General features: G+C 71.6%; 25 protein-coding genes and 2 riboswitches. Of the genes, 12 read left to right on the top strand and 13 right to left on the bottom strand.

Going from position 1 to position 25,138, the window contains the following annotated elements; genetic code table 11:
- Nucleotides 1-70: 70 nt before the first annotated feature.
- Complete coding sequence (locus ACFPLC_RS10250; RefSeq protein ID WP_378194162.1) at nucleotides 71-1,036, bottom strand: N-acetylglucosamine kinase; 966 nt, start codon at nucleotides 1,034-1,036, stop codon at nucleotides 71-73.
- Nucleotides 1,033-2,079 carry an SIS domain-containing protein gene (locus ACFPLC_RS10245; RefSeq protein WP_191311830.1) on the bottom strand — a complete coding sequence of 349 codons (1,047 nt, stop codon included), beginning with the start codon at nucleotides 2,077-2,079 and terminating at the stop codon, nucleotides 1,033-1,035. The genes ACFPLC_RS10250 and ACFPLC_RS10245 overlap by 4 nt, the downstream gene beginning before the upstream one ends.
- Nucleotides 2,080-2,227: 148 nt before the next feature.
- Between ACFPLC_RS10245 and ACFPLC_RS10240 the strand changes: the two genes are divergently transcribed.
- Entirely contained in the window at nucleotides 2,228-2,983 is a 756-nt protein-coding gene (locus ACFPLC_RS10240) for a GntR family transcriptional regulator (RefSeq protein ID WP_086846871.1), read from the top strand.
- A 92-nt stretch (nucleotides 2,984-3,075) separates the two neighbouring features.
- On the top strand, nucleotides 3,076-4,617 hold the full coding sequence (locus tag ACFPLC_RS10235; RefSeq protein ID WP_378194159.1) for an MFS transporter: 1,542 nt from the start codon (nucleotides 3,076-3,078) through the stop codon (nucleotides 4,615-4,617).
- Between the two features lie 73 nt (nucleotides 4,618-4,690).
- Here ACFPLC_RS10235 and ACFPLC_RS10230 read toward each other — a convergent pair whose 3' ends face one another.
- Nucleotides 4,691-5,641 carry a threonine ammonia-lyase gene (locus ACFPLC_RS10230; protein ID WP_378194156.1) on the bottom strand — a complete coding sequence of 317 codons (951 nt, stop codon included), beginning with the start codon at nucleotides 5,639-5,641 and terminating at the stop codon, nucleotides 4,691-4,693.
- A gap of 147 nt (nucleotides 5,642-5,788) precedes the next feature.
- Between ACFPLC_RS10230 and ACFPLC_RS10225 the strand changes: the two genes are divergently transcribed.
- Entirely contained in the window at nucleotides 5,789-6,523 is a 735-nt protein-coding gene (locus ACFPLC_RS10225; RefSeq protein ID WP_378194153.1) for a hypothetical protein, read from the top strand.
- 1 nt (nucleotide 6,524) lies between these two features.
- Here ACFPLC_RS10225 and thiE read toward each other — a convergent pair whose 3' ends face one another.
- Nucleotides 6,525-7,184, bottom strand: coding sequence for a thiamine phosphate synthase (gene thiE, locus ACFPLC_RS10220; protein ID WP_191311822.1), 660 nt, complete (start codon nucleotides 7,182-7,184; stop codon nucleotides 6,525-6,527).
- Nucleotides 7,185-7,215: 31 nt separating this feature from the next.
- Nucleotides 7,216-7,321: riboswitch (TPP riboswitch) on the top strand.
- Here thiE and thiO point away from each other — a divergent pair.
- From thiO to ACFPLC_RS10200, 4 genes are all read left to right on the top strand, one after another.
- Complete coding sequence (gene thiO / locus ACFPLC_RS10215) at nucleotides 7,315-8,388, top strand: glycine oxidase ThiO (protein ID WP_378194149.1); 1,074 nt, start codon at nucleotides 7,315-7,317, stop codon at nucleotides 8,386-8,388. It overlaps the preceding riboswitch by 7 nt.
- The gene (thiS, locus tag ACFPLC_RS10210) at nucleotides 8,388-8,588 is read left to right on the top strand and encodes a sulfur carrier protein ThiS (protein ID WP_378194146.1); all 201 of its coding nucleotides are present in this window, start codon (nucleotides 8,388-8,390) and stop codon (nucleotides 8,586-8,588) included. Before thiO ends, thiS begins: the two co-directional genes overlap by 1 nt.
- Nucleotide 8,589: 1 nt before the next feature.
- Complete coding sequence (thiG, locus tag ACFPLC_RS10205) at nucleotides 8,590-9,348, top strand: thiazole synthase (protein ID WP_378194143.1); 759 nt, start codon at nucleotides 8,590-8,592, stop codon at nucleotides 9,346-9,348.
- A 96-nt stretch (nucleotides 9,349-9,444) separates the two neighbouring features.
- On the top strand, nucleotides 9,445-9,870 hold the full coding sequence (locus ACFPLC_RS10200; protein ID WP_103351229.1) for a MarR family winged helix-turn-helix transcriptional regulator: 426 nt from the start codon (nucleotides 9,445-9,447) through the stop codon (nucleotides 9,868-9,870).
- Here ACFPLC_RS10200 and ACFPLC_RS10195 read toward each other — a convergent pair.
- Together ACFPLC_RS10195 and thiD (ACFPLC_RS10190) are read right to left on the bottom strand one after the other, a co-directional pair.
- On the bottom strand, nucleotides 9,867-10,415 hold the full coding sequence (locus ACFPLC_RS10195) for an ion transporter (protein ID WP_378194139.1): 549 nt from the start codon (nucleotides 10,413-10,415) through the stop codon (nucleotides 9,867-9,869). The genes ACFPLC_RS10200 and ACFPLC_RS10195 overlap by 4 nt on opposite strands.
- A 170-nt stretch (nucleotides 10,416-10,585) precedes the next feature.
- Nucleotides 10,586-11,404 carry a bifunctional hydroxymethylpyrimidine kinase/phosphomethylpyrimidine kinase gene (gene thiD / locus ACFPLC_RS10190; protein WP_378194136.1) on the bottom strand — a complete coding sequence of 273 codons (819 nt, stop codon included), beginning with the start codon at nucleotides 11,402-11,404 and terminating at the stop codon, nucleotides 10,586-10,588.
- 103 nt (nucleotides 11,405-11,507) lie between these two features.
- On the opposite strand from thiD (ACFPLC_RS10190), the gene ACFPLC_RS10185 reads away from it, so the two are divergent.
- Entirely contained in the window at nucleotides 11,508-12,518 is a 1,011-nt protein-coding gene (locus ACFPLC_RS10185; protein WP_378194133.1) for a phosphatidylinositol-specific phospholipase C domain-containing protein, read from the top strand.
- Here the strand turns inward: ACFPLC_RS10185 and ACFPLC_RS10180 are convergent.
- Nucleotides 12,515-13,438, bottom strand: a complete 924-nt coding sequence (locus ACFPLC_RS10180; RefSeq protein WP_378194130.1) for an NADP-dependent oxidoreductase — start codon at nucleotides 13,436-13,438, stop codon at nucleotides 12,515-12,517. The genes ACFPLC_RS10185 and ACFPLC_RS10180 overlap by 4 nt on opposite strands.
- A 91-nt stretch (nucleotides 13,439-13,529) precedes the next feature.
- Here ACFPLC_RS10180 and ACFPLC_RS10175 point away from each other — a divergent pair, with 91 nt between their 5' ends.
- Complete coding sequence (locus ACFPLC_RS10175; RefSeq protein WP_191311802.1) at nucleotides 13,530-13,925, top strand: winged helix-turn-helix transcriptional regulator; 396 nt, start codon at nucleotides 13,530-13,532, stop codon at nucleotides 13,923-13,925.
- Nucleotides 13,926-13,977: 52 nt separating this feature from the next.
- On the opposite strand, the gene thiD (ACFPLC_RS10170) is transcribed toward ACFPLC_RS10175, so the two are convergent.
- From thiD (ACFPLC_RS10170) to ACFPLC_RS10160, 3 genes are all read right to left on the bottom strand, one after another.
- Nucleotides 13,978-14,781, bottom strand: coding sequence for a bifunctional hydroxymethylpyrimidine kinase/phosphomethylpyrimidine kinase (thiD, locus tag ACFPLC_RS10170; RefSeq protein WP_378194126.1), 804 nt, complete (start codon nucleotides 14,779-14,781; stop codon nucleotides 13,978-13,980).
- Nucleotides 14,778-16,412 (bottom strand): phosphomethylpyrimidine synthase ThiC, encoded by a 1,635-nt coding sequence (gene thiC, locus ACFPLC_RS10165; protein ID WP_378194123.1) that lies wholly within the window; start codon nucleotides 16,410-16,412, stop codon nucleotides 14,778-14,780. The genes thiD (ACFPLC_RS10170) and thiC overlap by 4 nt, the downstream gene beginning before the upstream one ends.
- A riboswitch (TPP riboswitch) is annotated at nucleotides 16,406-16,527 on the bottom strand. It overlaps the preceding gene by 7 nt.
- Nucleotides 16,528-16,565: 38 nt before the next feature.
- Nucleotides 16,566-17,477 carry a S1C family serine protease gene (locus tag ACFPLC_RS10160; protein WP_378194120.1) on the bottom strand — a complete coding sequence of 304 codons (912 nt, stop codon included), beginning with the start codon at nucleotides 17,475-17,477 and terminating at the stop codon, nucleotides 16,566-16,568.
- A 202-nt stretch (nucleotides 17,478-17,679) separates the two neighbouring features.
- On the opposite strand from ACFPLC_RS10160, the gene ACFPLC_RS10155 reads away from it, so the two are divergent.
- A complete protein-coding gene (locus tag ACFPLC_RS10155) occupies nucleotides 17,680-19,845 on the top strand; it encodes a glycoside hydrolase family 15 protein (RefSeq protein ID WP_378194117.1) in 2,166 nt (721 codons plus the stop codon).
- 68 nt (nucleotides 19,846-19,913) lie between these two features.
- Here the strand turns inward: ACFPLC_RS10155 and ACFPLC_RS10150 are convergent, their stop codons facing one another.
- Nucleotides 19,914-20,492, bottom strand: a complete 579-nt coding sequence (locus ACFPLC_RS10150; RefSeq protein WP_378194114.1) for a peptide deformylase — start codon at nucleotides 20,490-20,492, stop codon at nucleotides 19,914-19,916.
- A 155-nt stretch (nucleotides 20,493-20,647) separates the two neighbouring features.
- On the opposite strand from ACFPLC_RS10150, the gene ACFPLC_RS10145 reads away from it, so the two are divergent.
- Both ACFPLC_RS10145 and ACFPLC_RS10140 read left to right on the top strand, forming a co-directional pair.
- Nucleotides 20,648-20,956, top strand: coding sequence for a DUF3263 domain-containing protein (locus tag ACFPLC_RS10145; RefSeq protein WP_003101701.1), 309 nt, complete (start codon nucleotides 20,648-20,650; stop codon nucleotides 20,954-20,956).
- A gap of 26 nt (nucleotides 20,957-20,982) precedes the next feature.
- Nucleotides 20,983-21,606, top strand: coding sequence for a LytR C-terminal domain-containing protein (locus ACFPLC_RS10140; RefSeq protein WP_378236269.1), 624 nt, complete (start codon nucleotides 20,983-20,985; stop codon nucleotides 21,604-21,606).
- A 127-nt stretch (nucleotides 21,607-21,733) separates the two neighbouring features.
- Here ACFPLC_RS10140 and ACFPLC_RS10135 read toward each other — a convergent pair whose 3' ends face one another.
- Both ACFPLC_RS10135 and pssA read right to left on the bottom strand, forming a co-directional pair.
- Entirely contained in the window at nucleotides 21,734-23,998 is a 2,265-nt protein-coding gene (locus tag ACFPLC_RS10135) for an AAA family ATPase (RefSeq protein WP_378194106.1), read from the bottom strand.
- Nucleotides 23,999-24,196: 198 nt separating this feature from the next.
- A complete protein-coding gene (pssA, locus tag ACFPLC_RS10130) occupies nucleotides 24,197-25,138 on the bottom strand; it encodes a CDP-diacylglycerol--serine O-phosphatidyltransferase (protein WP_378194103.1) in 942 nt (313 codons plus the stop codon).

The raw sequence follows: 25,138 nt of genomic DNA, 5'->3' as shown, positions 1-25,138 counted from the left end.
GGCCACTCCCTACGTTACCCGGACTACCCGGGTTCAGTCGACGTTTTCGCGGCTTTGCGCCGAGTTTTGCTCAATATCCTTGCGCCCGGGGTCGCGGCGTCCCCTCGCCGAAGGCGTCCACGGCCGCCAGCCACGCGGCCCCCAGCACCCCATCGGAGCTGGTCAGCACCTCGAGACCGGCCAGACGGCGGCGCACGAGCTCGCCGACCGGGCTCGCTCCGGTGAGCACGGAGCCGACGAGCACGACCGGAGTCGACTCGCCGGGCTCGCGCGCCGCGAGGGCGTTCTCGGCCAGGTGCCCGGCTGCGCGGGCGACGATCTCCCGGGCCGCCGGCTCACCCGCGTCGTGCGCCGCGCTCACCAGCGGGGCGAACCGGGCGAGCCGGACCGGGGCCTCCGCGTTCGCCGCCGTGATCAACGCCCGGGACGCGGCCAGCCGCCCGCCGTCGTCGCGGACGTCCACTGCGGACGGTCCGAGCGCGGCGGCGAGCACCGCCGACGGGAGCCCGTCGAGCGGCCGCCCGCGCCCCAGTGCCTCCAAAGTGGAGCGGACGGCCTCGCGGCCGAGCCAGAACGCCGACCCCTCGTCGCCGAGCAGCCAGCCGTAGCCACCGGTCGTGCCGGAGAGCCGCCGGTTCCGGATCCGGCCCACGATCGAGCCGGTGCCGGCGACGACGACCGTCCCGTCCGGGGCCGGCGTCGCCGACGCGTACGCGACTTCGGCGTCGGCGACCGTCCGGACGGCACACGTGAGACCGATTCGCGTCCAGGCCGCCTCGAAGACCGCCGCCACGCCCGGGTCACTCAGCTTGCTGACCCCGGCCATGCCGACGACGCACGCGCGGACGGCGCCGGGGTCGTGCGCGCCGAGCGCCGCGGTGATCGCGCCGGCGATCCGGCCCGCGGCGACCTCGGGCGCGTGCGCGTTCGGGTTGGCTCCCTCGCCACGCCCGGTGCCCAGCACCGCGCCCGCGGCGTCGACCAGCGCGGCCCTGGTCGACGTCCCGCCGGCGTCGACGCCGATCGCGAAGCTCACCTCGTCTTGGTCACCTTCAGCAGGCCACGCGGGCTGTCCGGGTCGCCGCCGCGGGCCAGCGACAGGCCGAGCGCGATCCGCTGGATCGGCAGGATCTCCAGGATCGGCGCCAGCTCTTCGACCGTCGGGGCGACGTCGATGCGCAGCGCCGCGGGCACCTCGGCGGCGGCCGAACCGACCGCGAGGACGTCCGCGCCGCGCTTGCCGACGGCCTCGAGGACCTCGTGCATCGCGCGGCCGCCGTGCCCGGCGCTGGTCACCGCGAGCACCGCGGTCTCGCCGTCCACCGCCGCGACCGGGCCGTGCAGCAGGTCCGCGCCGCTGTACGCGCGGGCGGCGAGGTAGCTGGTCTCGGCGAGCTTGAGCGACCCCTCGAGCGCGCTGGCGTAGGAGTAGCCGCGGCCGGTGGTGAGGACGCGGTCCACGAAGCGGTACCGGTCGACCGCGCGCTGCACGCCCTCGGCGGCGCCGTCGAGGGTCTGCTGCGCCAGCTCGCCGATCTTCTCGGCGTCGGCCGCCTTGCCGCCGCGCACCGCGTCGATCAGCAGGTACAGCGCCATCAGCGTCGCGGAGTACGTCTTGGTGGCCGCGACGGCCTTCTCGACGCCCGCGCCGATGTCGACGCCGAGCTCCGACGCCGCCCGCAGCGGCGAGTCCGGCGTGTTGGTGACCGAAACCGTCAGCGCGCCCTGGCGCCGCGCCGTTTCGGTGACCTCGATCAGGTCAGGCGAGCCGCCGCTCTGGCTGACCGTGACGAACAGCACGTCCCGCAGATCGGGCCGGGCGCCGTACAGGGTCGCCGTGGACGGGGAAACCAGGCCGGCCGGAAGGCCGAGGAGTACCTCGATCAGGTACTTCGCGTACAACGCTGCGTGGTCGCTCGATCCACGCGCGGCGAGCAACGCGAACCGCGGAGGGTGTTGTGAGATCTTTTCCGCCACTTCGGCGATTTCCGCCTGACGCGCCACCAGTCCGGCCAGGACCTCCGGCTGCTGGGCGATCTCCGCGGCCATGTGCGCGCCGGGCCGTTCTTCGGTCATCATTTTCCTCTCCACCTCCGGCATTATGTACCGGACTCAGGCGGCGTCGGTCAGGTCTAGACCAATGTTATAGGGGCGGCGCGTTTGGGGAAAAGGGTACGTTTCTTACGGGGACGTGGCGTGCGATGAGGGAAGACATAGGGAGCCGGGCATGTTGGAGACCACCACCACGGGCGAGGCGGGCGCCGTCGCCGGGATGCGCGGGCAGCGCGAGCCCAAGTACTGGGCGCTGAAACAGCACCTCCTCGACCTCCTGGACGTGCTGCCGCCCGGGTCGCCGATCCCGACCGAACGCGCGCTCGCCGGGGAGTTCACGGTCTCCCGCACCACCGTGCGCCAGGCCCTGGCCGACCTGACCGCCGAGGGGCGCCTGCACCGCGTGCAGGGCAAAGGCACCTTCGCGGCCGAACCGAAGCTCGCCCAGCGGCTCCAGCTGTCCTCCTACACCGAGGACATGCGCAAGCAGGGCCTGAAGCCGTCGTCGAAATTGTTGGAAGTCGAGGAAATGCCGGTCGAGGGCGACCTCGCGAAGCTGCTCGGCATCCGGACCGGCGCGAAAATCCTCCGCCTTCGACGACTTCGGCTGGCGGACTCGCAGCCGATGGCGCTCGAGACCACGCACCTGCCGCTCGGCCGCTTCCGCGGGCTGCGCAAGCACGTCTCGGCCGGCGGTTCGTTGTACGCCGTTCTACGCGAGCACTACGGCGTCGAACTCGAACGCGCGGAAGAAACGATCGAGACGTCACTGGCGGGTCCGCAGGAAGCGGAGATGCTCGGAGCGGACGTCGGCATGCCGGTGCTGATGCTGACCCGGCACTCGTTCGCCACGGACGGCAAGCCGGTCGAGTTCGCCCGCTCGGTCTACCGCGGCGACCGCTACAAGTTCGTGACGACCCTGCTGCCCTAAACCCTCGTGAGTGGTAAGGCGGGTTAGAACCCTCCTTGCCACTCACGACCAGCCGGGTTGACGGGGTGCTGCGGTCGCGGTGAAGTGACCGGGTGACTGCCACCGAAGACACCGGGATCCGCTGGGGCACCGGTGCCGCCCGCGGCCTGCTGGCCACCACGATCCTCGGCTCGGGCATGGCGATGCTCGACGGCACGATCGTCAACGTCGCCCTGCCCCGCATCGGCGCCGAACTCGACGCGTCCGTCGCGGGGCTCCAGTGGATCCTCGACGGCTACATGCTGGCCCTCGCCGCGCTCATCCTCGTCGCCGGTTCCCTCGGCGACCGGTACGGCAGGCGCCGGATGTACCTCGTCGGCGTGGTCTGGTTCGGCGTCGCGTCCGGGCTGTGCGCCGCGGCGACGTCCACCGAGATGCTCGTCGCGACGCGGATCCTGCAGGGCATCGGCGGCGCCCTCCTGACGCCCGGTTCGCTCGCGATCCTGCAGGCCTCCTTCGCGCACGACGCCCGCGCCCGCGCGATCGGCGCCTGGTCCGGCCTCGGCGGCATCGCGGCCGCCGCCGGGCCGCTGCTCGGCGGCTTCCTCGTGCAGGTCTGGTCGTGGCGGCTGGCGTTCCTCATCAACGTGCCGATCGCGGTCGCGGTGGTGCTGATGGCGCGGAGGTTCGTCCCCGAATCCCGTGACCCGGACGCCACCGGCCACCCGGACTTCGGCGCCGCCGCCCTCGGCGCCCTCGGCCTCGCCGGGATCACCGGCGCGCTGGTGGAGGCGCCCGCCCGCGGCATCGGCGACCCGCTCGTGCTGGGTGCGGGCCTGCTGGGGATCGCGGGGCTGGCCGCGTTCGTCGTCGTCCAGCACCGCTCGCACGAGCCGCTCGTGCCGCCGTCGCTGTTCGGCGACCGCACGTTCACCCTCTCGAACGCGTTGACGTTCGTCGTCTACGCCGCGCTCGGCGGCGTGATGATGCTGCTGGTCATGCAGCTGCAGGTCTCGCTCGGCTACTCGCCGACCGCGTCCGGGCTGGCCGGGCTGCCGCTGACGGTGATCATGCTGCTGCTCTCGGGCCGGTCCGGCGCGCTCGCGCAGCGCATCGGCCCGCGCACGCAGCTGGTGGTCGGCCCGATCATCGTCGGCGTCGGGATGCTGCTGATGCTGCGCATCGCGCCCGGCGCGTCCTACCTCGGCGCGGTGCTCCCCGCGGTGGTCGTGTTCGGGCTCGGCCTGGCGACGGTGGTCGCCCCGGTGACCGCGACGGTGCTCGCCGCGGCCCCGGACCGCTACGCCGGGGTGGCGTCGGGCGTCAACAACGCCATCGCCCGCTCCGGCGGCCTGCTGGCGGTGGCGGTGCTGCCGGCGGCGGCCGGGCTGACCGGCGAGGCGTACGCGGACCCGGTCGCGCTGACGGCGGGCTGGCGGACGGCGCTGGTCATCTGCGCGGCCCTGGCGATCGCGGGCGGGCTGATCGCGCTGGGCATCCACAACGGCGTCCTCGCGCCGCCGGCTTCGTCTTCGTCGTCTTCGGAGGTCGAGCCGGACGACGAGTGCCCCCACCTGGGCGAGTGCTACCACTGCGGCGTGGAGGGCCCGCCGACGCACATCCGCGGCGGCCGGGCCCCCGTCGCCGGCTCCTAGCCCCGGCCGACCGCAGTGAATGACTCATTCCTGGCGTCGGACGCCAGGAATGAGTCATTCACTGCATCGGGGTTCAGCCCGCCAGGATTTCGGCGAACATCGCCGGGTCGGCGTTGCCGCCCGAGACGAGCGCGACCGTCTTGCCGGCCGGGAGCTCGTCGCCGTGGAAGAGGTACGCCGCCGTCGTGACCGCGCCGCTGGGCTCGGCGACCAGCCGGGCCTTGCGGGCGAGGACGCGGACCGCCTCGCGGATCTCGTCCTCGGACACCGTCACCATCCCGTCCACGACCTCGCGCAAATGGGCGAACGTCAGTTCCGACGGTTGCGAGCGGAGGCCGTCGGCGATCGTGCGGGCGCGGTCGGCCTGCGGCCACCGGACCAGCTCGTCCCGCCGGAGGCTGTCGGCGACGTCCGCGGCCAGCGCGGGCTCGACGCCGATCACGCGCGCCCGCGGGCAGCGGGCCTTGATCGCCGTGCCGACCCCGGCCGCCAGCCCGCCACCGCTGATCGGCACGAGCACCACCTCGACGTCCGGCAGGTCCTCGGCGATCTCCAGGCCGGCGGTGCCCTGCCCGGCGATGATGGCCGCGTGGTCGAACGGCGGGACGAGGGTCAGCCCGCGTTCGACGGCCAGTTCACGCGCTTTGCCCTCGTGTTCGCCGATGGGTACCTCGATGACCTCGGCGCCGTACGAGCGGGTGGCCTCGACCTTGATCCGCGGCGCGACGTCCGGCACGACGATCACCGCGGGCACGCCGTACCGCTGCGCGGCGTACGCGACGGCCTGCGCGTGGTTGCCGCTCGAGTAGGCGATGACGCCGCGGGCGCGGGCCGCGTCGTCGAGGGTGGCGATGGCGTTGAACGCGCCGCGCACCTTGAACGCCCCGACCGGTTGCAGGTTTTCGGGTTTGAGCCACAGGGTTCCGCGGGGATCCCAGGTCTGGAGCAACAGGGGCGTGCGCACGGCGACATCTTCGACACGCTTCGCGGCGGCCTCGACGTCAGAGATCGTCACCAGTTCCATGTGCCGAGTATGTCAAGAAAACGTTCGAAACGGAGTGTCTATTATGGACAGACAGAGTGGTCCTCCTCACGCCGTGGCAACGAGGGGAGTGCCTCACGCGCCTTAGACGTTGGACAGGGGAGAACACTGACTACCTAGATCGGGATCATGAGCGAGGAGAAAGTAGCGGCTTCGGAGGAGAAGGAAGAGAAGCCGGGCCTGCGGATCGCGCAGGTGCTGGCGGCGGCGCTGGCGGCGGTGACCGCGGCGCTGCTCGGCTCGACACTGGGCGTGGCGGGCACGGTGGTGGGCGCCGGCGTGGCGAGTGTGGTGTCGACGGTCGGCAGCGAGCTGTACCTGCGCTCGCTGCAGCGCACCCGCGAGGCGGCGCTCAAGGCGCGCCAGCTGGCGACGTCGGGGATCCGGCGGCGCGGGCCGGCGGCGGCCGACCTCACCGACCAGCCGACGGTCCAGCTGAAACCGCCGGAGGAAGAGCCGTCGCGGCTGTCCGCGCGGCTGCGGAAGCTGCGCTGGCCGTTGATCATCGGCACGAGCGTGGCGGCGTTCGCGGTGGCGATCCTGTCGATGATCGGCGTGGATGCGGCGACGGGCGGCAAGGTCGCGGGCGGCACGGGAGCGAGCGTCGGCAAGCTGTTCGGCGGCGGCTCCGGCCACCAGGACAAGACCCCGGTGACGACCCCGGCGCCCAGCACGGACGACACGCAGGTGTCCCCGACGGAGACGACCACGACCCCGACGGACACCTCGACCCCGCCGACGACGTCGTCCCAGACCCCGACGACCACCCCGAGCACGGCGACCGAGCAGCCGTCGACCTCGGCTCCGGCCACCACGGCGACCCCGCCGACCAGCAAGGGCGCGGCGACGACGCCGACCCCGTGACTCAGGGCAGCGCGGCCCGCAGTGCGCGGGCCGCGGCCTCGGGGTCCTCGGCCTCGGTGATCGCCCGGACCACCACGATCCGCGACGCGCCCGCCTCGAGCACCGAAGGCAGCCGGTCGCCGTCGATGCCGCCGATGGCGAACCACGGCCGCTCCGGCGCCCAGGCCGCCGTGTCGCGGACCAGGTCCAGGCCCGGTGCCGGCCGGCCCGGCTTGGTCGGCGTCGGCCAGCAGGGGCCCGTGCAGAAGTAGTCCACGCCGGGCTCCGCGGCCGCCGCGAGGGCCTGGTCGAGCGAGTGCGTCGACCGGCCGATCACCACGTCGTCACCCAGGACGCGGCGGGCCAGCGGCACCGGGATGTCGTCCTGGCCCAGGTGCAGCACGTCGGCGCCGACCGCCAGCGCCACGTCGGCGCGGTCGTTCACCGACAGCAGCGCTCCGTGCCGGGCGCACGCCTCCGCCAGCACCTCCAGCGCGGCGATCTCGCCGGCCGCCTCCAGTGCGCCGGTCTTGTCGCGCAGCTGGATGATGTCGACGCCGCCCGCGAGGGCCGCGTCGGCGAAGGCAGCCAGGTCGCCGCGGGAAGTGCGGGCGTCCGTGCAGAGGTACAGGCGCGCCGCGTCGAGGCGGGCGCGGATCTTGTCACCGGAGAGGGCGGGCATAGCGGCGACCGTACATCGCGCGTTAGGGTGAGGGTGTCCGCACGGGAGCCCGAGGCACGGGCTGAGAGGGAGCTGCCGCTCCGACCGTGGAACCTGATCCGGGTCATGCCGGCGCAGGGAGCGTGATTCCATGACGAACCTGGCAGTGGTGGGCGGCGGCGTGATCGGCCTGTCCGCCGCGTGGCGTGCCGCGCGCACCGGTCGGGAAGTCACCCTGTACGACCCCGAACCCGCGCGCGGCGGCGCGTCCTGGCTGGCCGGCGGCATGCTCGCCCCGGTCACCGAGGCCTGGCCGGGCGAGGAGGACGTCCTCCGCCTCGGCGAAGAGTCGCTGAGACGCTGGCCGGATTTCGCTCGTGACCTGCGGAAAGAGGGCTTTGACCCCGGTCTGGCCGGGCACGGCACGCTCGTCGTCGCCTTCGACAGTGCCGACGCCGGGCACCTCGACATCCTCGCCCGCCACCTCGGCGACCTCGGCCGCGCGGCCGAGCGGCTCACCGGCCGGGAGGCCAAGCGCCTCGAACCCGGCCTCGGGTCCGTCCGAAGTGGACTCCACGTCCCCGGCGACCTGGCCGTGGACAACCGGAAACTCCTGCAAGCGCTGTACGCCGCCTGTGTGCACCACCACGTCCGGTTCCGGCACGAGCGCGTCGAAGAACTCCCGGACGCCGAAGCCGTCGTACTCGCCGCGGGCGCCTGGACCGGGCAGCTGCACCCCCGGCTCGCCGACGCCGTGCGCCCGCTCAAGGGCGAAATCCTGCGGCTCAAACCCCGCCGCGGCTGCCTGCCGCCGCCTGCGCACACCGTCCGGGCCGTCGTCGAAGGCCGCCCGATCTACCTCGTCCCGCGTGGCGACTCGGAGCTCGTCCTCGGCGCCACCCAGTACGAGGCCGGGTTCGACCAGGCCGTCACCGCCCGCGGCGTGCGCGAGCTGCTCGAAGGCGCCGAACGCGTCTTTCCCGCGATCACCGAGTACGAGCTGACCGAGACCGCCGCCGGCCTGCGGGCCGGCAGCCGGGACGCGCTGCCGTACCTCGGTGTCCTGGACGACGGTGTCTTCGCCGCGACCGGGCACCACCGCAACGGCCTGCTGATGGCCCCGGTGACCGCGGACGCCGTGGTCGCTTGGCTCGAGGGGGACGCGCCGCCGGAAGGCACCGAAGCCGCGTCCCCCACCCGCCTGCACCAGAAGGAGCACGTGTGATGGAGATCAAGCTCAACGGCGAGTGGACGGCGTTCCCGGACGGCGCCACCGTCGCCGACGTCCTCGACGCGGCCGGCGGGCAGCGGCCCGGCATCGCCGTCGCGGTCGACGGGGTCGTCGTCCGCCGCGCCGACTGGGCCACCACCGCCGTGCCCAAGGGGGCGGTCCTCGACGTGCTCACCGCGGTCCAGGGAGGCTGAAATGGACGAAGAACCACTGGTCATCGGCACGACCAAGCTGACGTCCCGGCTGATCATCGGCACCGGCGGCGCGGCCAACCTCGCCGTGCTGGAACGCGCGCTGGTCGCGTCCGGCACCGAGCTGACCACGGTCGCCATGCGCCGCGCCGACGCCGAAGGCGGCTCGGGTGTCCTCGAACTCCTGAAGAGGCTCGGCATCGAGCTGCTGCCGAACACCGCGGGCTGCCGGACGGCGGCCGAAGCCGTGCTCACCGCGCAGCTCGCCCGCGAGGCGCTGGAAACCGACCTGATCAAGCTCGAGGTGCACGCCGACGACCGGACGCTGCTCCCGGACCCGATCGAGACCCTCGACGCCGCCGAACGGCTGGCCGCCGACGGGTTCACCGTGTTCGCCTACACGAACGACGACCCGGTGCTCGCGCTGCGCCTGGAGGAGGCCGGCTGCGCGGCGGTGATGCCGCTGGGCGCGCCGATCGGCACCGGTCTCGGCATCCGGAATCCGCACAACATCGAGCTGATCGTTTCGCGGGCGGGTGTTCCGGTGATCCTGGACGCCGGAATCGGCACGGCGTCCGATGCGACGCTGGCGATGGAGCTCGGCTGCGACGCCGTCCTGCTGTCCACCGCCGTCACCCGGGCGGCGGATCCCGAGCGGATGGCGTCGGCGATGCGTTCCGCGGTTGTCGCCGGTCACCTGGCCCGAGGGGCCGGGCGGGTGCCGCAACGCTTCTGGGCGCAGGCGTCGAGTCCACCACGGTGAACCACGGCGGCTTAACGCGGAGCGTGACCTCGAACCCGTAAGGTGGACGGCACTTTCCGGCGCATCCGCGGCCGGGCAGCGCAGAAGGAGCCAGCCGTGACCACATCGGTTCAGGACACCTCGGGCAGGTTGTACCTCGCCGTCGGCAGGCTGTCGCGGTCCCTGCGCCAGGCCGGCGTACCCGGGCCGGGCCACGGTGCCATCTCGGCGCTGGCCACGCTGGTGCACGCGGGCCAGCTCCGGCTCGGTGACCTCGCGGCCAAGGAGGGCGTGGCCGCGGCGACGATGTCGCGGATCATCGCGTCCCTGGTCGAGGCGGGGTACGTCAGCCGCGAGTCCGACCCGGTCGACCGCCGGGCGTGGCTGGCGAAGGCGACCGAGGAGGGCGAGCGGCTCGTCTCCGGCGTCCGGTCGACGCGGGTCCAGGAGCTCAACCGCCGTCTCGACCGGCTCTCGCCCGAGCACCGCGAAGCCCTGACGGCGGCGATCCCGGCGCTCGAAGCCCTGATCGCGGACGATTAGGCCGCTTTCTCCTGCCGCAGTTCGGCCAGCTCCGCGCGCAGGGCGCGAAGCTCGTCGAGGATTTCCTGGTTCGCGGCCGCCTGCGCTTCGGCCTGCTTCGCCTCTTCCTCGCGGATGTCCTGACGCAGCTCGTCCTCCATGCCGCTGACCACGACGGCGATGAAGAGGTTCAGCACCGCGAAACTGGACACCAGGATGTAGACGACGAAGAAGATCCACGCCAGCGGCGCCTGTTCCATGATGGTCTTCGCGATGTCCGGCCACGCCTCGCCGGTCATCACCTGGAACAGGGTGAACAGCGACGTGCCGAGGTCGCCGAAGTCACCGGGGTCGATGGTGCCGAACAGCTTGGTCGCCATCACCCCGGCCACGACGGAGATCAGCCGCAGGACGCGGAGCACGCGCAGCGACCGCAGCACGGCGAACGGGCCGGTCGCCGGGATCACCGCGATGCCGACCACCAGCAGGTCGAAGACGTTCCAGTTGTCGCGGAAGAAGCCGCCGCGCGGGGACGGAAGCGGCCCCGGATGCAGTGAATGACTCATTCCTGGCGTCGGACGCCAGGAATGAGTCATTCAAGACGCTCAGCCGAGCTGGACCATCCAATGGCCCGGGTCGGGGCGGGTGCCCTCCTGGATCCTGGTCAGCTCTTCGCGCAGCTTCATCGTCAGCTCACCGGGAAAAGTAAACGCAGGAATGGTAGCCGGGTGGTCGCTCAGTGCTCCTCGGGCGCCAGCCGCCAGAAAGCCGACACCGGGCCGACCTTCGCGCCCATCGGGTACGCGTGCTCGACCGCGTGCGAGACGAACCACTTGCCGTACCGCGCGGCCTCGACCACGGACATCCCCTTGGCCAGGCCCGCCGTCAGCGCCGACGCCATCGTGTCGCCCGCGCCGTGCGTGTGCGGTGTCGGGTAGCGCCGCCCCGGCAGCTCCACGAACGTCGACCCGTCGAAGAGCAGGTCCACGCATTCGGGGTCGGTCTGCAGGTGACCGCTTTTGACCAGGACGTACCGCGGGCCCATCCGGTGCAGCACCACGGCCGCGGTGTGCATGCCCTCGCGGTCGGTCACGGTCATTCCGGTGAGCAGCCGGACCTCGTCGAGGTTCGGGGTCAGTACCGTGGCGCGCGGGAGCAGCTCGTCGCGCAGTGCCACGAGCCCGGCTTCGTCGAACAGCGGGTGGCCGTGCATCGACGCCGCCACCGGGTCCACGACGAACGGGATCTTCGCGTCCCGCCCGATTTCGGCGTGGTCACAGGCCGCGGCGACGGCGTGGATGATCTCGGCCGAGGCCAGCATGCCGGTCTTCGCCGCGCCGACGCCCATGTCCGCCGCGACTGCCTCGATCTGCCCGGCCACGATGTGCGGTGGCAGGTCGGCGCGGTCGTGCACGCCGAGGGTGTTCTGCACGGTGACGGCGGTGACCGCGACCAGGCCGTGCACGCCGCAGGTCAGGAACGTCCGCAGGTCCGCCTGCAGCCCGGCGGCACCGCCGGAATCCGACCCGGCGATGGTCAACGCCGTAGGAATCATGGTTTTCCCGACTTCTGGTCTAGGCCAATCAGCCTCTTTTGCTTCATCAACAGTCAACCACGGTGGGACATTGTGAACGTTACTCACGTTCGAAGGAGCCTGGATGAAGCTCTTCTCGGTGGCATTCCTCACGGCGGCACTCGCGCTCTCGGGGGCGACGGCAGCGCACGCGGACAGCCCGAAGCTCTCCCACGTCACGACGGTCGGCGTGCACAACACGTACGACCCCGCGGCTTACGACTACCTGGCCAGGGCGCTCGACGCCGGGTCGTCGCTGATCGAGCTGGACGTCTGGCCGGACTTCTTCACCCACGAATGGAAGGTCAGCCACTCGAACCCGTTGGGGAACCAGAACAACTGCGTCGCGGCCACCTCGGCGTCGCAGTTGTACAGCGGGGGCAAGAACAAGAACCTGGAGTACTGCCTCGACGACATCCGGATCTGGCTGGCCGCCCACCCGGGCCACACGCCGATCACGCTCAAGCTCGAGATGAAGACGGGCTTCTCGGACAACACCGGCATGGGCCCGGACGAGCTGGACGCCACGTTCCGGGCGCACCTCGGCAGCGTCGCCTTCCGCCCGGCCGAGCTGCTCGGCGGCTACGCGACGCTCGACGACGCCGCCAAAGCGGACAACTGGCCGTCCGTGGACGCCTTGCGGGGGCGGGTGATCACCGAGATCATCCCGGGCACGGTCGAGGAGCAGAACCCGACCGACACGCTCAAGACCGACGTCGAGTACGCGCGCTACCTCGTCGGCCTCAAGAGCGCGGGCAAACTCGGCGACGCGAACATCTTCCCCACCGTGCACGGCGCGGCCGGCGGTGACCCGCGGGACAGGTACACCGCCGACCTCAAGCCGTGGTTCGTGGTGTTCGACGGCGACGCGAGCGCGTGGGTGACGCAGACCGGGCCGTGGTGGTACGACGCCAGTCACTACTACCTCGTGATGACCGACGCGCAGAACGTCGCGCCGGCCATCGACGGCCACAACCCGACGGTCGACCAGGCCAACCAGCGCGTCGCCGACCTGGCGAAGCAGCACGCGTCGGTGGTCACCGCGGACTGGACCGGGCTCACGACGGTGCTGCCCCAGGTGCTCGCCCGCGGTTAGACGGTCAGCACGAGCTTGCCGGACACGCGCCCGGACTCGCCCAGCTCGTGCGCCTTGGCGACGTCCTCCAGCGGGAAGGCCTGCTCGACGCGGACCTTCAGCTGACCGGCTTCGATCAGTTCGACGAGGCCGGTCAGCCCGCCGCGGTCGGGTTCGACGAGGATCCGCCTCGTGCGCGCGTTCCTGGCCGCGGCGGCTTTCTCGACCCGGTCGCCGACCCCGCTGGGCACGCCGATCAGCAGGCCGCCCTCCTTGATCGCGGGCAGCCAGCGCAGGTCGCTCTCCTCGCCGACGAGTCCGAAGTAGACGTCCACATCGGACGCGGTGGCTTCGGCCTCGTGGTAGTCGATCGGCTCGTCCACGCCGAGCTCGCGCAGGAACTCGTGCTTGCCCGCGCTGGCCGTGCCGATGACGTGCGCGCCGCGGGCCTTGGCGATCTGCACGGCGAGGTGGCCGACCCCGCCCGCGGCGGCGTCGACGAACACGCGTTGTCCCTCGTGGACGTCCGCGACGTCGACCAGGCCCTGCCACGCGGTCAGCCCGGCGAGGGGCAGCGCGGCGGCCTCGGCGAACGACAGCCCGGCCGGCTTGCGCACGAAGTGGCGCGAGGGCGCGGTGACGTACTCGGCGTAGGCGTTGGCCGGCCGCGGGAACCACGGCATGCCGAGGACTTCGTCGCCCTCCTGGACGCCGGTCGCGCCGAAACCGGCCTGCTCGACGACGCCGGCGACGTCCCAGCCCACGGTGAACGGCGGCTCGCCGAGGAACCCGCCGCCGCGCCGTACCTTCCAGTCGACCGGGTTGATCCCGGCGGCCCGCACCCGCACCAGGACCTCCGTCGGCCCGGGTTCGGGGCGCGGTGCCTCGGTGACGCGGAGCACCTCCGGCCCGCCGAGGGCCTGCTGGGTCACGATGCGCATTGCTTCACTCCTTCTGCTTCGGGGTCGCCTCCATCTTCGGATCCTCGGTCACTTTTCGCCAGAAGGCACTAGTTGGTACAGTAGGTACCTAATGGAAACCACCTGTGACCAGGGCGGACCCTGGGATGTGTACCTGCGCAACTGCCCGTGCCGGGACGTGCTGGACCTGCTGGCCAACAAGTGGACGGCCCTGGTCCTGGGCGCGCTGGCTCGCGGCCCGCACCGCTTCGGCGAGCTGCGCCGGGCGGTCGACGGCATCAGCCAGAAGATGCTGACGCAGAACCTGCGCCAGCTGGAGCGCGACGGCTTCGTGACGCGCACGGTCTACCCGACCACCCCGCCGACGGTGGAGTACGCGCTGACGGAGATGGGCGCCGAGGCCGGCGCGCACCTGATCGCGCTGAGCAACTGGTCGCAGGCCAACTTCGGCCGCATCCGCTCGGCCCGCGAGCAGTACGACGGCCGCGAACTCCAACCAGTCCGTTAGCCGCTCTACCGCACCTGGTCGTGAGTGAGAAACAGTGTTCTAACCCTGTTTCTCACTCACGAGGGCCGAGCACCCAGAACGGGGAGACCGGGCCGACTCCGGCACCCAGCGGGTAGGCCTCCGCCACGCAGCGCTCGATGAACTTCTTCCCGGCCGCCACCGCGTCCGGCACCGAAGCGCCCTTCGCCAGCGACGCCGTGATCGCCGACGCCAGGGTGTCGCCGCCGCCGTGGGTGTTCTCCGTCTCGTACCGGGGACCGCTGAGCGTGATGTACTCGCGGCCGTCCGACAGCAGGTCCACGCAGTCCGCGGTGCCCGTCATGTGGCCGCCCTTCACCAGGACCCACCGGGAGCCGAACTCCAGCAGGGCCTCGGCCGCGGCGCGCTGGGAAGCCGCGTCCACCACCGAAACCCCGGTCAGCAACCGGACTTCGTCGAGATTCGGCGTGATCAGCGTCGCGCGCGGGAACAGCTCCATGCGGATCGCCTCCAGCGCGTCTTCGCGCAGCAGGGGGTCACCGGTCATCGAGGCCGCCACCGGGTCGACCACGAACGGGCCGACCTCCACCTCGTCCAGGGTCTTCGCCACCGAGCGGATGATCTCCGCCGTGGCCAGCATCCCCGTCTTGGCCGCGTTGACCCCCATGTCCGACGCCACCGCTTTGATCTGCGCGGTGACGACGTCGGCGGGGATCTCGGTGAAACCCTGCACGCCGAGGGAGTTCTGCACGGTGACCGCCGTCAGCGCGACCAGGCCGTGCACCCCGTTGGCGAAGAACGTCCGCAGGTCGGCCTGGATGCCCGCACCACCGCCGGAGTCCGATCCGGCGATGGTGAGGGCGGTCTTCGGTGTCACGGCTGGACCACCGGCAGGTACACCTGGCCGCCGGACTCGGTGAACTCCGCCGACTTCGAAGCCATGCCGGCTTCGATGGCCTCCACAGTGGACAGCCCGTGCTCCTCCGCGTACTTGCGGACGTCCTGCGTGATCCGCATCGAGCAGAACTTCGGGCCGCACATCGAGCAGAAGTGCGCGGTCTTGGCCGGCTCGGCGGGCAGCGTTTCGTCGTGGAACGAGCGCGCGGTGTCCGGGTCCAGCGACAGGTTGAACTGGTCGTTCCAGCGGAACTCGAAGCGGGCCTTGGACAGTTCGTCGTCCCACTCCTGGGCGTACTTGTGCCCCTTGGCCAAGTCCGCGGCGTGCGCGGCGATCTTGTACGTGATCACGCCGGTCTTGACGTCGTCGCGATTGGGCAGGCCGAGGTGCTCCTTCGGCGTCACGTAGCACAGCATCGCCGTGCCGTACCAGCCGATCTGCGCCGCGCCGATGGCCGAGGTGATGTGGTCGTACGCCGGTGCGATGTCCGTCGCGAGCGGGCCGAGCGTGTAGAACGGCGCTTCGCCGCAGAGCTTTTCCTCGAGCTCCACGTTCTCCTTGATCTTGTGCATCGGCACGTGGCCGGGGCCCTCGATCATCACCTGGACGTCGTGCGAGCGCGCGATGTGCGTCAGCTCGCCCAACGTCTCGAGCTCGGCGAACTGGGCGCGGTCGTTGGCGTCCGCGATGGACCCGGGACGCAGGCCGTCGCCGAGGGAGAACGTGACGTCGTACTGGCGGAGGATCTCGCAGAGTTCCTCGAAGTGCGTGTACAAAAAGGACTCTTGGTGGTGGGCCAGGCACCACGCGGCCATGATCGACCCGCCGCGGCTGACGATCCCGGTGACCCGCCGCGCGGTCAGCGGGATGTAGCGCAGGAGCACGCCGGCGTGCACGGTGACGTAGTCGACACCCTGCTCGCACTGCTCGATGATGGTGTCGCGGTACACCTCCCACGACAGCTTTTCCGGCTCCCCGTTGACCTTTTCCAGCGCCTGGTAGATCGGCACGGTGCCGACCGGGACCGGCGAGTTGCGGATGATCCACTCCCGCGTCTCGTGGATCCGCTTGCCGGTGGACAGGTCCATGATCGTGTCGGCGCCCCAGCGGGTCGCCCACACCATCTTGTCGACCTCTTCCTCGACCGACGACCACACGGCCGAGTTCCCCATGTTGGCGTTGATCTTCACCAGGAAGTTCTTGCCGATGATCATCGGCTCGGACTCGGGGTGCTTGCGGTTGACCGGGATCACCGCGCGGCCGCGGGCCACCTCGTCGCGCACGAACTCCGGCGAAACCCGTTCGCGCGCGGCGATGTACTCCATCTCGCGGGTGATGACGCCCTGTTTGGCCCACCCGAGCTGGGTGTTGTGCTCACGCCCGTCGGCCCAGCCCGCCCGCAGCCGGTGCAGTCCACTGTGGACGTCGATCGACGCGTCGGGATCGGTGTACGGGCCCGAAGTGTCGTAAACGTCGAAGTGTTCGCCGTTCGACAGGTCGATCCGGCGCGCGGGAACCCGCAGCCCGGATTCGGTCTGGTGGTACACCTTGCGCGAGCCGGTAATCGGACCGGTGGTGACGGAGACGTGCTTGTTCTCCAAAGTCGTCAACGACTTTCACTCCCTACGCCGGCATTACCCGGTCAGGTTCATGCGGTCGGTGACACCGGGAGAACCCCAGTCACCCTCTCAGCCCGCCATGGCGCGAGCTCCCGCGTTGGTGTTGTGCCACCGACCATGCCACGCCGGGGCGCGATACTCAAGTCACCCGGCCAACTCTGCCGGGGTGGCGTAGACGTCGACCATGGCGCCGTTGCGCAGCACGGTGATCGGCAGTGCGGTGCCGATCACCTCCGCGAAGAGCTGCCGCTGGATGCCCTGAGCGTCCGACACCCGGGTGCGGGCGACGGTGAGCACGAGATCGCCCGCCTTGAGACCCGCCCGGTCGGCGGGCCCGCCGGAGACGACTTCGCGCACCCGCAGCCCGGCGTTCTGCCCGGTGCGCTCGGCGACGTCGTCCGGCAGCGGCGCGGGCACGCCGACGACGCCGAGGTACGCGCGCCGCACCCGGCCCTCGACGACGAGCGTGTCGACGATCCGCCGGGTGGTCGCGTTGATCGGCACGGCGAGCCCGAGCCCGACCCCGGCGACGGCGGTGTTGACGCCGACGACCCGGCCGGCGGAGTCGGCGAGCGCTCCGCCGGAGTTGCCGGGGTTGAGCGCGGCGTCGGTCTGGATGACGTCCTCGATGACGCGGGTGGTGCGCCCCTGCCGCACCGGCAGGGCCCGCCCGAGCGCGCTGACGACCCCGGCGGTGACGGTCCCGGAGAACCCGAGCGGGTTCCCGACGGCGACGACGAGCTGCCCGACGACGAGCCGATCGGCGTCCCCGAGCACGGCGGCCGGCGGCGTCTCGCCGCGCGTACGCACCACGGCGAGGTCGGACAGCGGATCGGCCCCGACGACGTCGAAGGGCACTTCGCTGCCGTCGGCGAAGGTGGCGACCCCGCGCCGGTGGTCGCTGACGACGTGGGCGTTGGTGAGCAGCAAACCGCCGTCGGCGAAGACGACGGCCGAGCCGCTGCCGCGCGCGAGCTGCACCCCGGCGACGTGGGGGGTGACGGTCCTGGCGACCGTGCTGACCGCGCGCGAGTAGGCGTCCATCGCGTCGTCCATGCGCACCTCGATTACACCGTTGCAGGTAATACAAGTCTGCGCGCAGTCCGGCGGAAAGTCCGTTCGCTGTCCGTGAACCGGTTCACCGGACCAGTGACGGTCAGTGGTTCACCGGATCGGACCATGCGCCGGTGAGGGATCGGCGGCAGACTGCCAAGTCGCTTCTGTAACGGTGCAGAAAGCGATCTTCTGTGGGGTTGACATGCGAAAACTCATTTTCAGCGCCCTCGCCGGGCTGCTGGTCACCGGCTTGATCCCGGCGACCGCGGCGGCCCAGGGGCCGGCTCCCGGCGCACCCGGAGCCCATCCGAGCTGGCTGCCCGCGAACAAGACCGGGTTCGGCACGGCCCACGACCGGTCGAGCAACGTCTGGTTCACCCTTCAGGGCGGCCAGATGTCCGAGGTCTACTACCCCGACCTGTCGACGCCCAGCGTCCGCTCGCTGAACTTCGTCGTCACCGACGGCCGCAGCTTCGCCGTCACGGACTACTCGGCGAAGTCGCAGCAGGTGCGGCGGACCGACGACGACAGCCTGACCTACGAGCAGACGATCACCGACGACCAGCACCGCTGGCGCCTCCGCAAGACCTACGTCACCGACCCGGCCGCCACGACCGTGCTGGTCGACGTCGACTTCCAGTCGCTGACCGGGCGGCCCTACCAGCTCTACGCGGTCGCCGACCCCGACCTGACCAACGACGGTTCGGACGACTCCGCCGCACGCGCACGTGACGCCGTCACCGCGCAGGACGCGGCGAACGCGGCCGCTCTCGCCGCGAAGCCCGCGTTCACACAGACGAGCGTCGGCTACGCGGGCGCATCCGACGGCAACACCCAGCTCGCGAAGACCTTCAAGCTCGCCACCTACGACACCGCGACCAAGGGCAACGTCGTGCTGACCGGCCGGACGAGCGCCGACGGTCTCCACAGCCGGCACGTCACCCTCGCCCTCGGCATGGGCGCGAAGGCCGCCGACGCGCTTCGCAGCGCCCAGGCGTCGCAGCGACGCGGCGTCCGCGACATCACGCGGGCCTACGACCGCGGCTGGCAGCAGTACCTGCGCGGGGTCGGCAAGCCGCCGTCGTCGCTGAAGACCGACGCCGAGCGCGACCTCTACAAGGCGTCGATGCTGACGCTCGCCGCGAGCGAGGACAAGCACCACCCGGGCGCGTTCATCGCGTCGCCGAGCATGCCGTGGCGGTTCGGGAACAACGACCCGGAGTGGTCGCCGTCCGGTACCTACCACCTGGTCTGGCCGCGGGACCTCTACCAGATCGCGACCGGCCTGGCCGCCGGCGGCGACACGGCCGCGGCCAACCGCGCGGTGTCCTACATGTTCGGCACGCAGCAGCAGGCCGACGGGCACATGCCGCAGAACAGCCGGGTCGACGGCGTGCCGTACTGGACGTCGATCCAGCTCGACGAGACCGCGTTCCCGATCGTGCTGGCCCAGCAGCTCGGCCGGACCGACCTGTGGCCCGGCGTCCGCAAGGCCGCCGACTTCATCCTCGGCTACCGGGGTCCGAACGGGCAGGCGTCGCCGTACACCCAGCAGGAGCGCTGGGAGGAGCAGGACGGCTGGTCCCCGTCGACCATCGCCTCGGTGATCGCCGGGCTCGTCTGCGCGGCCGACATCGCTTCGCACAACGGCGCCTCCGCCGACGCGGCCCGGTACCTCGCCGCGGCCGACAAGATGAAGGCCGATCTGCCGAAGCAGACGATCACCACGAACGGGCCGCTGTCGAAGGACCCGTACTTCGTCCGGCTCACGAAGGACGCGAACGCGAACAACGGGACGACGTACAACCTCGGCAACTCGAGCGTGACGATGGACCAGCGCGCGGTCACCGACGCGGGCTTCCTCGACCTGGTCCGGCTCGGCGTCTACCGCGCCGACGACCCGGTGATCCGCAACAGCGTCCGGGTGACCGACAAGGACATCGCCTTCACCACGCCGACCGGGCAGTTCTGGCACCGCTACACGAAGGACGGCTACGGCGAGCAGGCCGACGGCTCGCCGTGGGACTACACGTTCCCGGCGGAGAGCCGCACCACGTTCGGCCGGCTCTGGCCGCTGCTCGCCGGCGAGCGCGGCGAGTACGAACTGGCGCTCGGCGACAGTGCGTCGGCCGCGCGGCGGCTGCGTGACCTCGGCCGGGTGAGCAGCTCGGCGGAGACCATGCCGGAGCAGGTCTGGGACGAGAACCCGCCGTCCGGGCAGACCGGCTTCCCGGCCGGCACGCCGAACACGTCGGCGACCCCGCTGGCCTGGACGCACGCCCAGTACGTCCGGCTCGCGCAGGACGTCAAGGCGGGCTCGGTGCTGGAGACGCCGCAGGTGGTCCGCTGCCACTTCCTCGGCTGCTGACCCAGCCCTGCCGCACCGCTCGTGAGTGAGAAACAGTGTTCTAACACTGTTTCTCACTCACGAGGGGGTTAGATGACGGCGCCGTCGTCCTCGGGGGTCTTCGGCGGCAGCCACGAGTTGCCCGGGACGCCCCACTTGTTGTGCTTCAGCATCTTCTTCGCCGCGCGCGCGTGGCGGCCGACCAGGCGGTCGAGGTAGATGTACCCGTCCAGGTGATCGGTCTCGTGCTGCAGGCAGCGCGCGAAGTAGCCGGTGCCCTCCACCTCGATCGGGTTGCCCTCGATGTCGGCGCCGGTCACCTTCGCCCACTTCGCCCGGCCCGTCGGGTACGACTCGCCGGGCGCCGAGAGGCAGCCCTCCCAGTCGTCGTCCGGGTCCGGCATGGTCTCCGGGATCTCCGACGTCTCGAGCTTCGGGTTGACGACGACGCCCTTGTGCCGCACGCCTTCGTCGTCCGGGCAGTCGTAGACGAACACCCGCAGATCGAGGCCGATCTGGTTGGCCGCCAGGCCGACGCCCTCGGCGGCGTACATCGTCTCGAACATGTCGTCCACCAGCGTGCGCAGCTTCTCGTCGAACTCGGTGATCTCGCGAGTCGGCTGGTGCAGCACGGGTTCGCCGGCGATAACGATGGGGTGGATGGTCACGGCGAGCCAGTTTAGTCGGACCCCTCTGGTAGACCTGCATCAGACCGTGACGCGCCGACGTCGATGCCCACGTCGGCGGTGGCTTCCGTGGTTGAATGGCGCCCGCGGAAGAGCTAGGTCTGATTCGCCATGACGCCCGATTGAGAGGGACTCGGATGGACGCCGCGGAGTCGATGGCTGAGCCGCAGCCGTCGCCGCCGAAGCCCGTGCCCGGCCTGACCGAACGCGAGGTGGAGATCCTCGCCTTCGAGCGCCAGTGGTGGCGGCACGCCGGGGCGAAGGAGAACGCCATCCGCGAACGCTTCGACTTGTCTGCGACGCGCTACTACCAGCTGCTCAACAAGCTGCTGGAGAAGCCGGAGGCGATCGAAGCCGACCCGATGCTGGTGAAGCGGCTGCGCAAGACGCGTGCCGCCCGCCAGCGCAAGCGAGGCGCCCGGCGACTGGGGATCGAGCTGAAATGAGTGTCTTTTCGGGAATGTCCCGGCCGATGAAGGCCGCGGGTGTCGCGTTGATCGGCGTGGCCATCATCGCCGCCGTCATCGGCGGGATCACCGCGCTCGGCGGGGGTGACGGGTCGAACGAGGCCGGGCCGAGCGGCACGCCGACGCAGCCGGGCACGTCGTCGACCTCGCCGTCGGCGTCGTCGTCGGCTTCTTCTCCGGCGTCGACGTCGAGCTCGGCGAGTCCTTCGTCGCCCACGCCGCCGTCGCCGAGCTCGCCGGCGCCCGGCCAGCCGACGTCGGCCGGCCCCGGTCAGCCCGGCCAGCCTGGTCAGCCCGGCCAGCCGGGCGGCGACCAGCAGGCGTCCAACAAGTGGGTGACCGTCCGGGTGTTCAACAACTCGACGATCAAGGGCTTGGCGGACCGCGCGGCGGAGGACTTCCGCGGTTCCGGCTGGAACGTCAACGAGGTCGGCAACTACTCCCAGGGCATCATCCCGACGACGACGGCGTTCTACCGCCCGGGCACCGACGAGGAAGCGGCGGCCAAGCAGCTCGCCCAGGAGTTCGGCATCAAGGCCGAGCCCCGCTTCGAGGGCATCCAGAGCGCGAGCCCCGGCGTGATCGTCATAGTGACCAAGGAATACCAGGGCGCCCACAAGGGCAGCTGACGGGCTTCTCGCGTGATCGAGCAGGCATCACGCGTGATTGGGCGGGCATCGCGCTGATGCCCGCCCAATCACGTGTCATGCCCCTCTGATCACGCGTGATGCCCCTTCAAGCACGCGTGATGCCCCGCTAATCACCGGTCTGGGTCTTCGCGTACGCCTCCAGGGCGGCGAGCTGGGCCGGGTCGAGGCTCGGCCGGACCGTCTTCCGGGCCGTCTCGAGGTGCGCCGCGGTGACTTCGCGGGCTTCCAGCGACTCGCGCATCGCCGTCAACGCCGCTTCGCGGATCAGCGCCGCGCAGTCGGCCGCCGAATAACCGTCCAGAGTGGACGCCACCGCGGCGAGGTCGACGTCCTCGGCCAGCGGCGTGTTCTTCGAGCTGGCGGCGAGGATCGCCGCGCGGGCTTCGGCGTCCGGCGGCGGCACGTAGACGCGGCGCTCGAGCCGTCCGGGCCGCAGCAGCGCCGGGTCGACCAGCTCCGGCCGGTTCGTCGCGCCCAGGACGACGACTTCGCGCATCGGCTCCACGCCGTCGAGCTCGGTGAGCAGGGCGGCGACCACCCGGTCGGCGACGCCGGAGTCGGACGACTGGCCGCGGCGCGGGGCCAGCGCGTCGATCTCGTCCAGGAAGATCAGCGCGGGCGCGGCCTCGGCGGCCCGGCGGAACAGCTCGCGCACCGCGCGCTCGGACTCGCCGACCCACTTGTCCATCAGCTCGGCGCCCTTGACCGCGAAGACGTTCAGCGCCCCGGTGCCGGCCAGGGCCCGCACGAGGAACGTCTTGCCGCCGCCGGGCGGCCCGTACAGCAGCACCCCGCGCGGCGGTTCGACGCCGAGCCGGGCGAAGGAGTCCGGGTACCGCAGCGGCCAGAGCACGGCTTCGGTGAGCGACTGCTTGACGTCGACCATGTTCCCGACGTCGTCCAGGGTCAGCCCGCCGGTGGCCAGGTTGTCCGAAGTGGACATCGAGACCGGGCGGACGGTGGCCAGCGCGTCCAGCAGGTCCTGCTGCGAGATGCGCGGCTCGTCGGTGTCGCGCTGCCGCAGCGCCGCCCGCAACGCCGCGTCCCGGCGCAGGGCGATCAGGTCCGCGGCGACGAAGCCGGGCGTCCGCTCGGCGAGGACGCCGCAGTCGATACCCGCGTCGAGCGGGACGTCGCGGAGCAGGACGTTCAGCAGCTCACGGCGGGTTTTCGCGTCCGGGAGGGCCAAGCCGAGCTCGCGGTCCAGCAGGTCGGCGGCCCGCAGCCGCGGGTCGGCCGATTCGGCACGGGCCGTCGTCGCGACGACGGCGAAGCGCTCGCGTTTGAGGGCGGTCCTCAGTTCCTCCAGCACGACCGTGGCGACCGGCGGCGGAGTCGTCGCCGGCAGCAGCGCGTCGACGTCGGTGAGCAGGAGGACCGAGGGGCCTTCGGCGGTGCGGACGGCGTCGCGCAGGCGCGCCACGGCGACGTTCGGGTCCAGCACGGCGAGGTTCGGCGCGGCCAGCGGGATGATCTTGATGCCGGCGTCGTGGGCCACCGACCGCACGAGCGTCGCCTTGCCGACGCCTTCGGGGCCGGACAGCAGGACGCCGAGGTGGGCGGGCGCGCCCAGCCGGGCCAGCAGCTCGGGCCGGTGGAAGGCGAGGTCGAACCACTCGGCGAGCTTGCGCGCGGCGGCCTCGGCGCCGATCAGGTCGGCCAGCGGGACGGCCGGCTCTTCTTCGGTGACGACCTCGTCCTCGACGACCTCGGCGTCGATCCACTCCTCGGCCGCGGTGACGGCGGAGGAGCGGACCAGCGCGGTCGCCGTCCGCGGCGCGGCGGGTTCGGCGGTGCCCGGCCGCGCGCCGTCCCGCCAGGTGACCACTGTGGACGGTCCGACCGCCACGGTGCCGGCCGGCTCGGTGGCGGTGACGGTGAGCAGCTCGTTCGTCCAGGTCGCGCCGATCGCCCGCGACAGCTGGCCGCGCAGGCCGGCCGGGTCCGACCCCGGCGACGGCGCGAGGTCCTGCGGCAGCAGCGAAACGGCGTCCCCGACGGTCAGCACCTTGCCGATCAGCGCGAGCCGCAGCATGTGCGGGCTGACCGAGACGCTGGCCAGCCGCGACCCGGCGACGGTCACGGTCCTGGCCGCCGCGACGTCGGCCGGCGCGACGACGACCTCGGAGCCCTCGGTGACACCCAGGTTCGACATGGTGACGTCGTCGGTGAGCACCACCCCGGGCACCCCGGTCTCGTCGGCGGGCGCGGCGAGCGCGGCGCTGACCCGCGCCCCGGTGAGGTGGACGGCGTCCCAGGCCCGCAGGCCCAGCGCGTCGAGGACTTCGGGATGCAGCCGGACGACACCGCGGCGCGTGTCCAGCGCCGACGGAGTGTGCCGGACGGTCAGCGTGATCTGGGGGTGGCTCACGCCGTTCACCCTAGCGAGCCGACGCCCCGGCGAGCCCTCGTGTCGACCCTCCAATCACGCGAGTCGACCCTTCAATCACGCGTGTCGACGCTCCGATCACGGAGTTCGCGTGATCAAGCTCGGTTCTCGCGTGATTGGAGGTGTAACTCGCGTGATTGGAAGGTCGACACGCGTGATTGGAGGGACGACACGGTGTGCTTACTTGCGGCGGAGGCCGATCTGGCGCCAGGTGCGGCGACGCTGGCCGTTTTCCGAGGCGCGCGGGACTCGGGTCGTTTCGCGGGGGAGACGCACCGCGCGTATCGCCGCACCGGCGACGCGGCGGCGCAGCGGCCGGCGCAGGCCGAGGCGGCGCGAGGAACGGGCGCGGCGGATCGCGCGGCGCTCGCTCGGCGGGACCGTCCAGGCCTCCGGGTGCGCCGCCAGCCAGCGGTGCCGGTGGATCGAGTACGGGATGTGCGCCAGGTACAGCACCATCGCCGCGAGCAGCGCGACCAGCGGGAACTGGATGATCGCCGCGGCCAGCAGCGCCACGCCCAGCAGCAGCGGCGCGATCGCCCTGGGCGGCGCCTTGACCGTCTTCAGCGACAGCGTCGGGATGCGGCTGATCAGCAGCGCCGCGATGGCGACCGTCCACGCCCACACGACGTACTGCGACGACCACCACCCCTCGCCCCACTGCAGGTACGCCACCAGTGGCAGCATCCCCAGCAGGCCGCCCGCGGGTGCCGGGACGCCGACGAAGAACTCGCTCGCGTACGGCGGCTGCTCGGTGTCGTCGAGCAGCGTGTTGAACCGGGCCAGCCGCAGGATCATGCAGACGGCGAAGATCAGCGACGCCACCCAGCCGATCCGGTCCGCGCCCGTCTGCCAGACGTAGATCACCAGCGCCGGCGCGACGCCGAACGAGATGCCGTCGGACAGCGAGTCCAGCTCCGCGCCCATCTTCGACGTCGCGTCCAGGAGCCGCGCGATCCGGCCGTCCAGGCTGTCGAGCACCGCCGCGATGCCGATCGAAGCGATCGCCATCGCGTAGTTCTTGGTCAGCGCGAACTGCACGGCCGACAGCCCGGCGCACAGCGCCAGCACGGTGATGGCGTTCGGCAGCAGCCGGACGCCCGGGGTGGTCACGCGGACCAT

Source organism: Amycolatopsis plumensis, from assembly GCF_042652605.1.
GTDB classification, from domain to species: Bacteria; Actinomycetota; Actinomycetes; order Mycobacteriales; family Pseudonocardiaceae; genus Amycolatopsis; species Amycolatopsis plumensis.
This window is presented reverse-complemented; position numbering and strand designations above follow the sequence as displayed.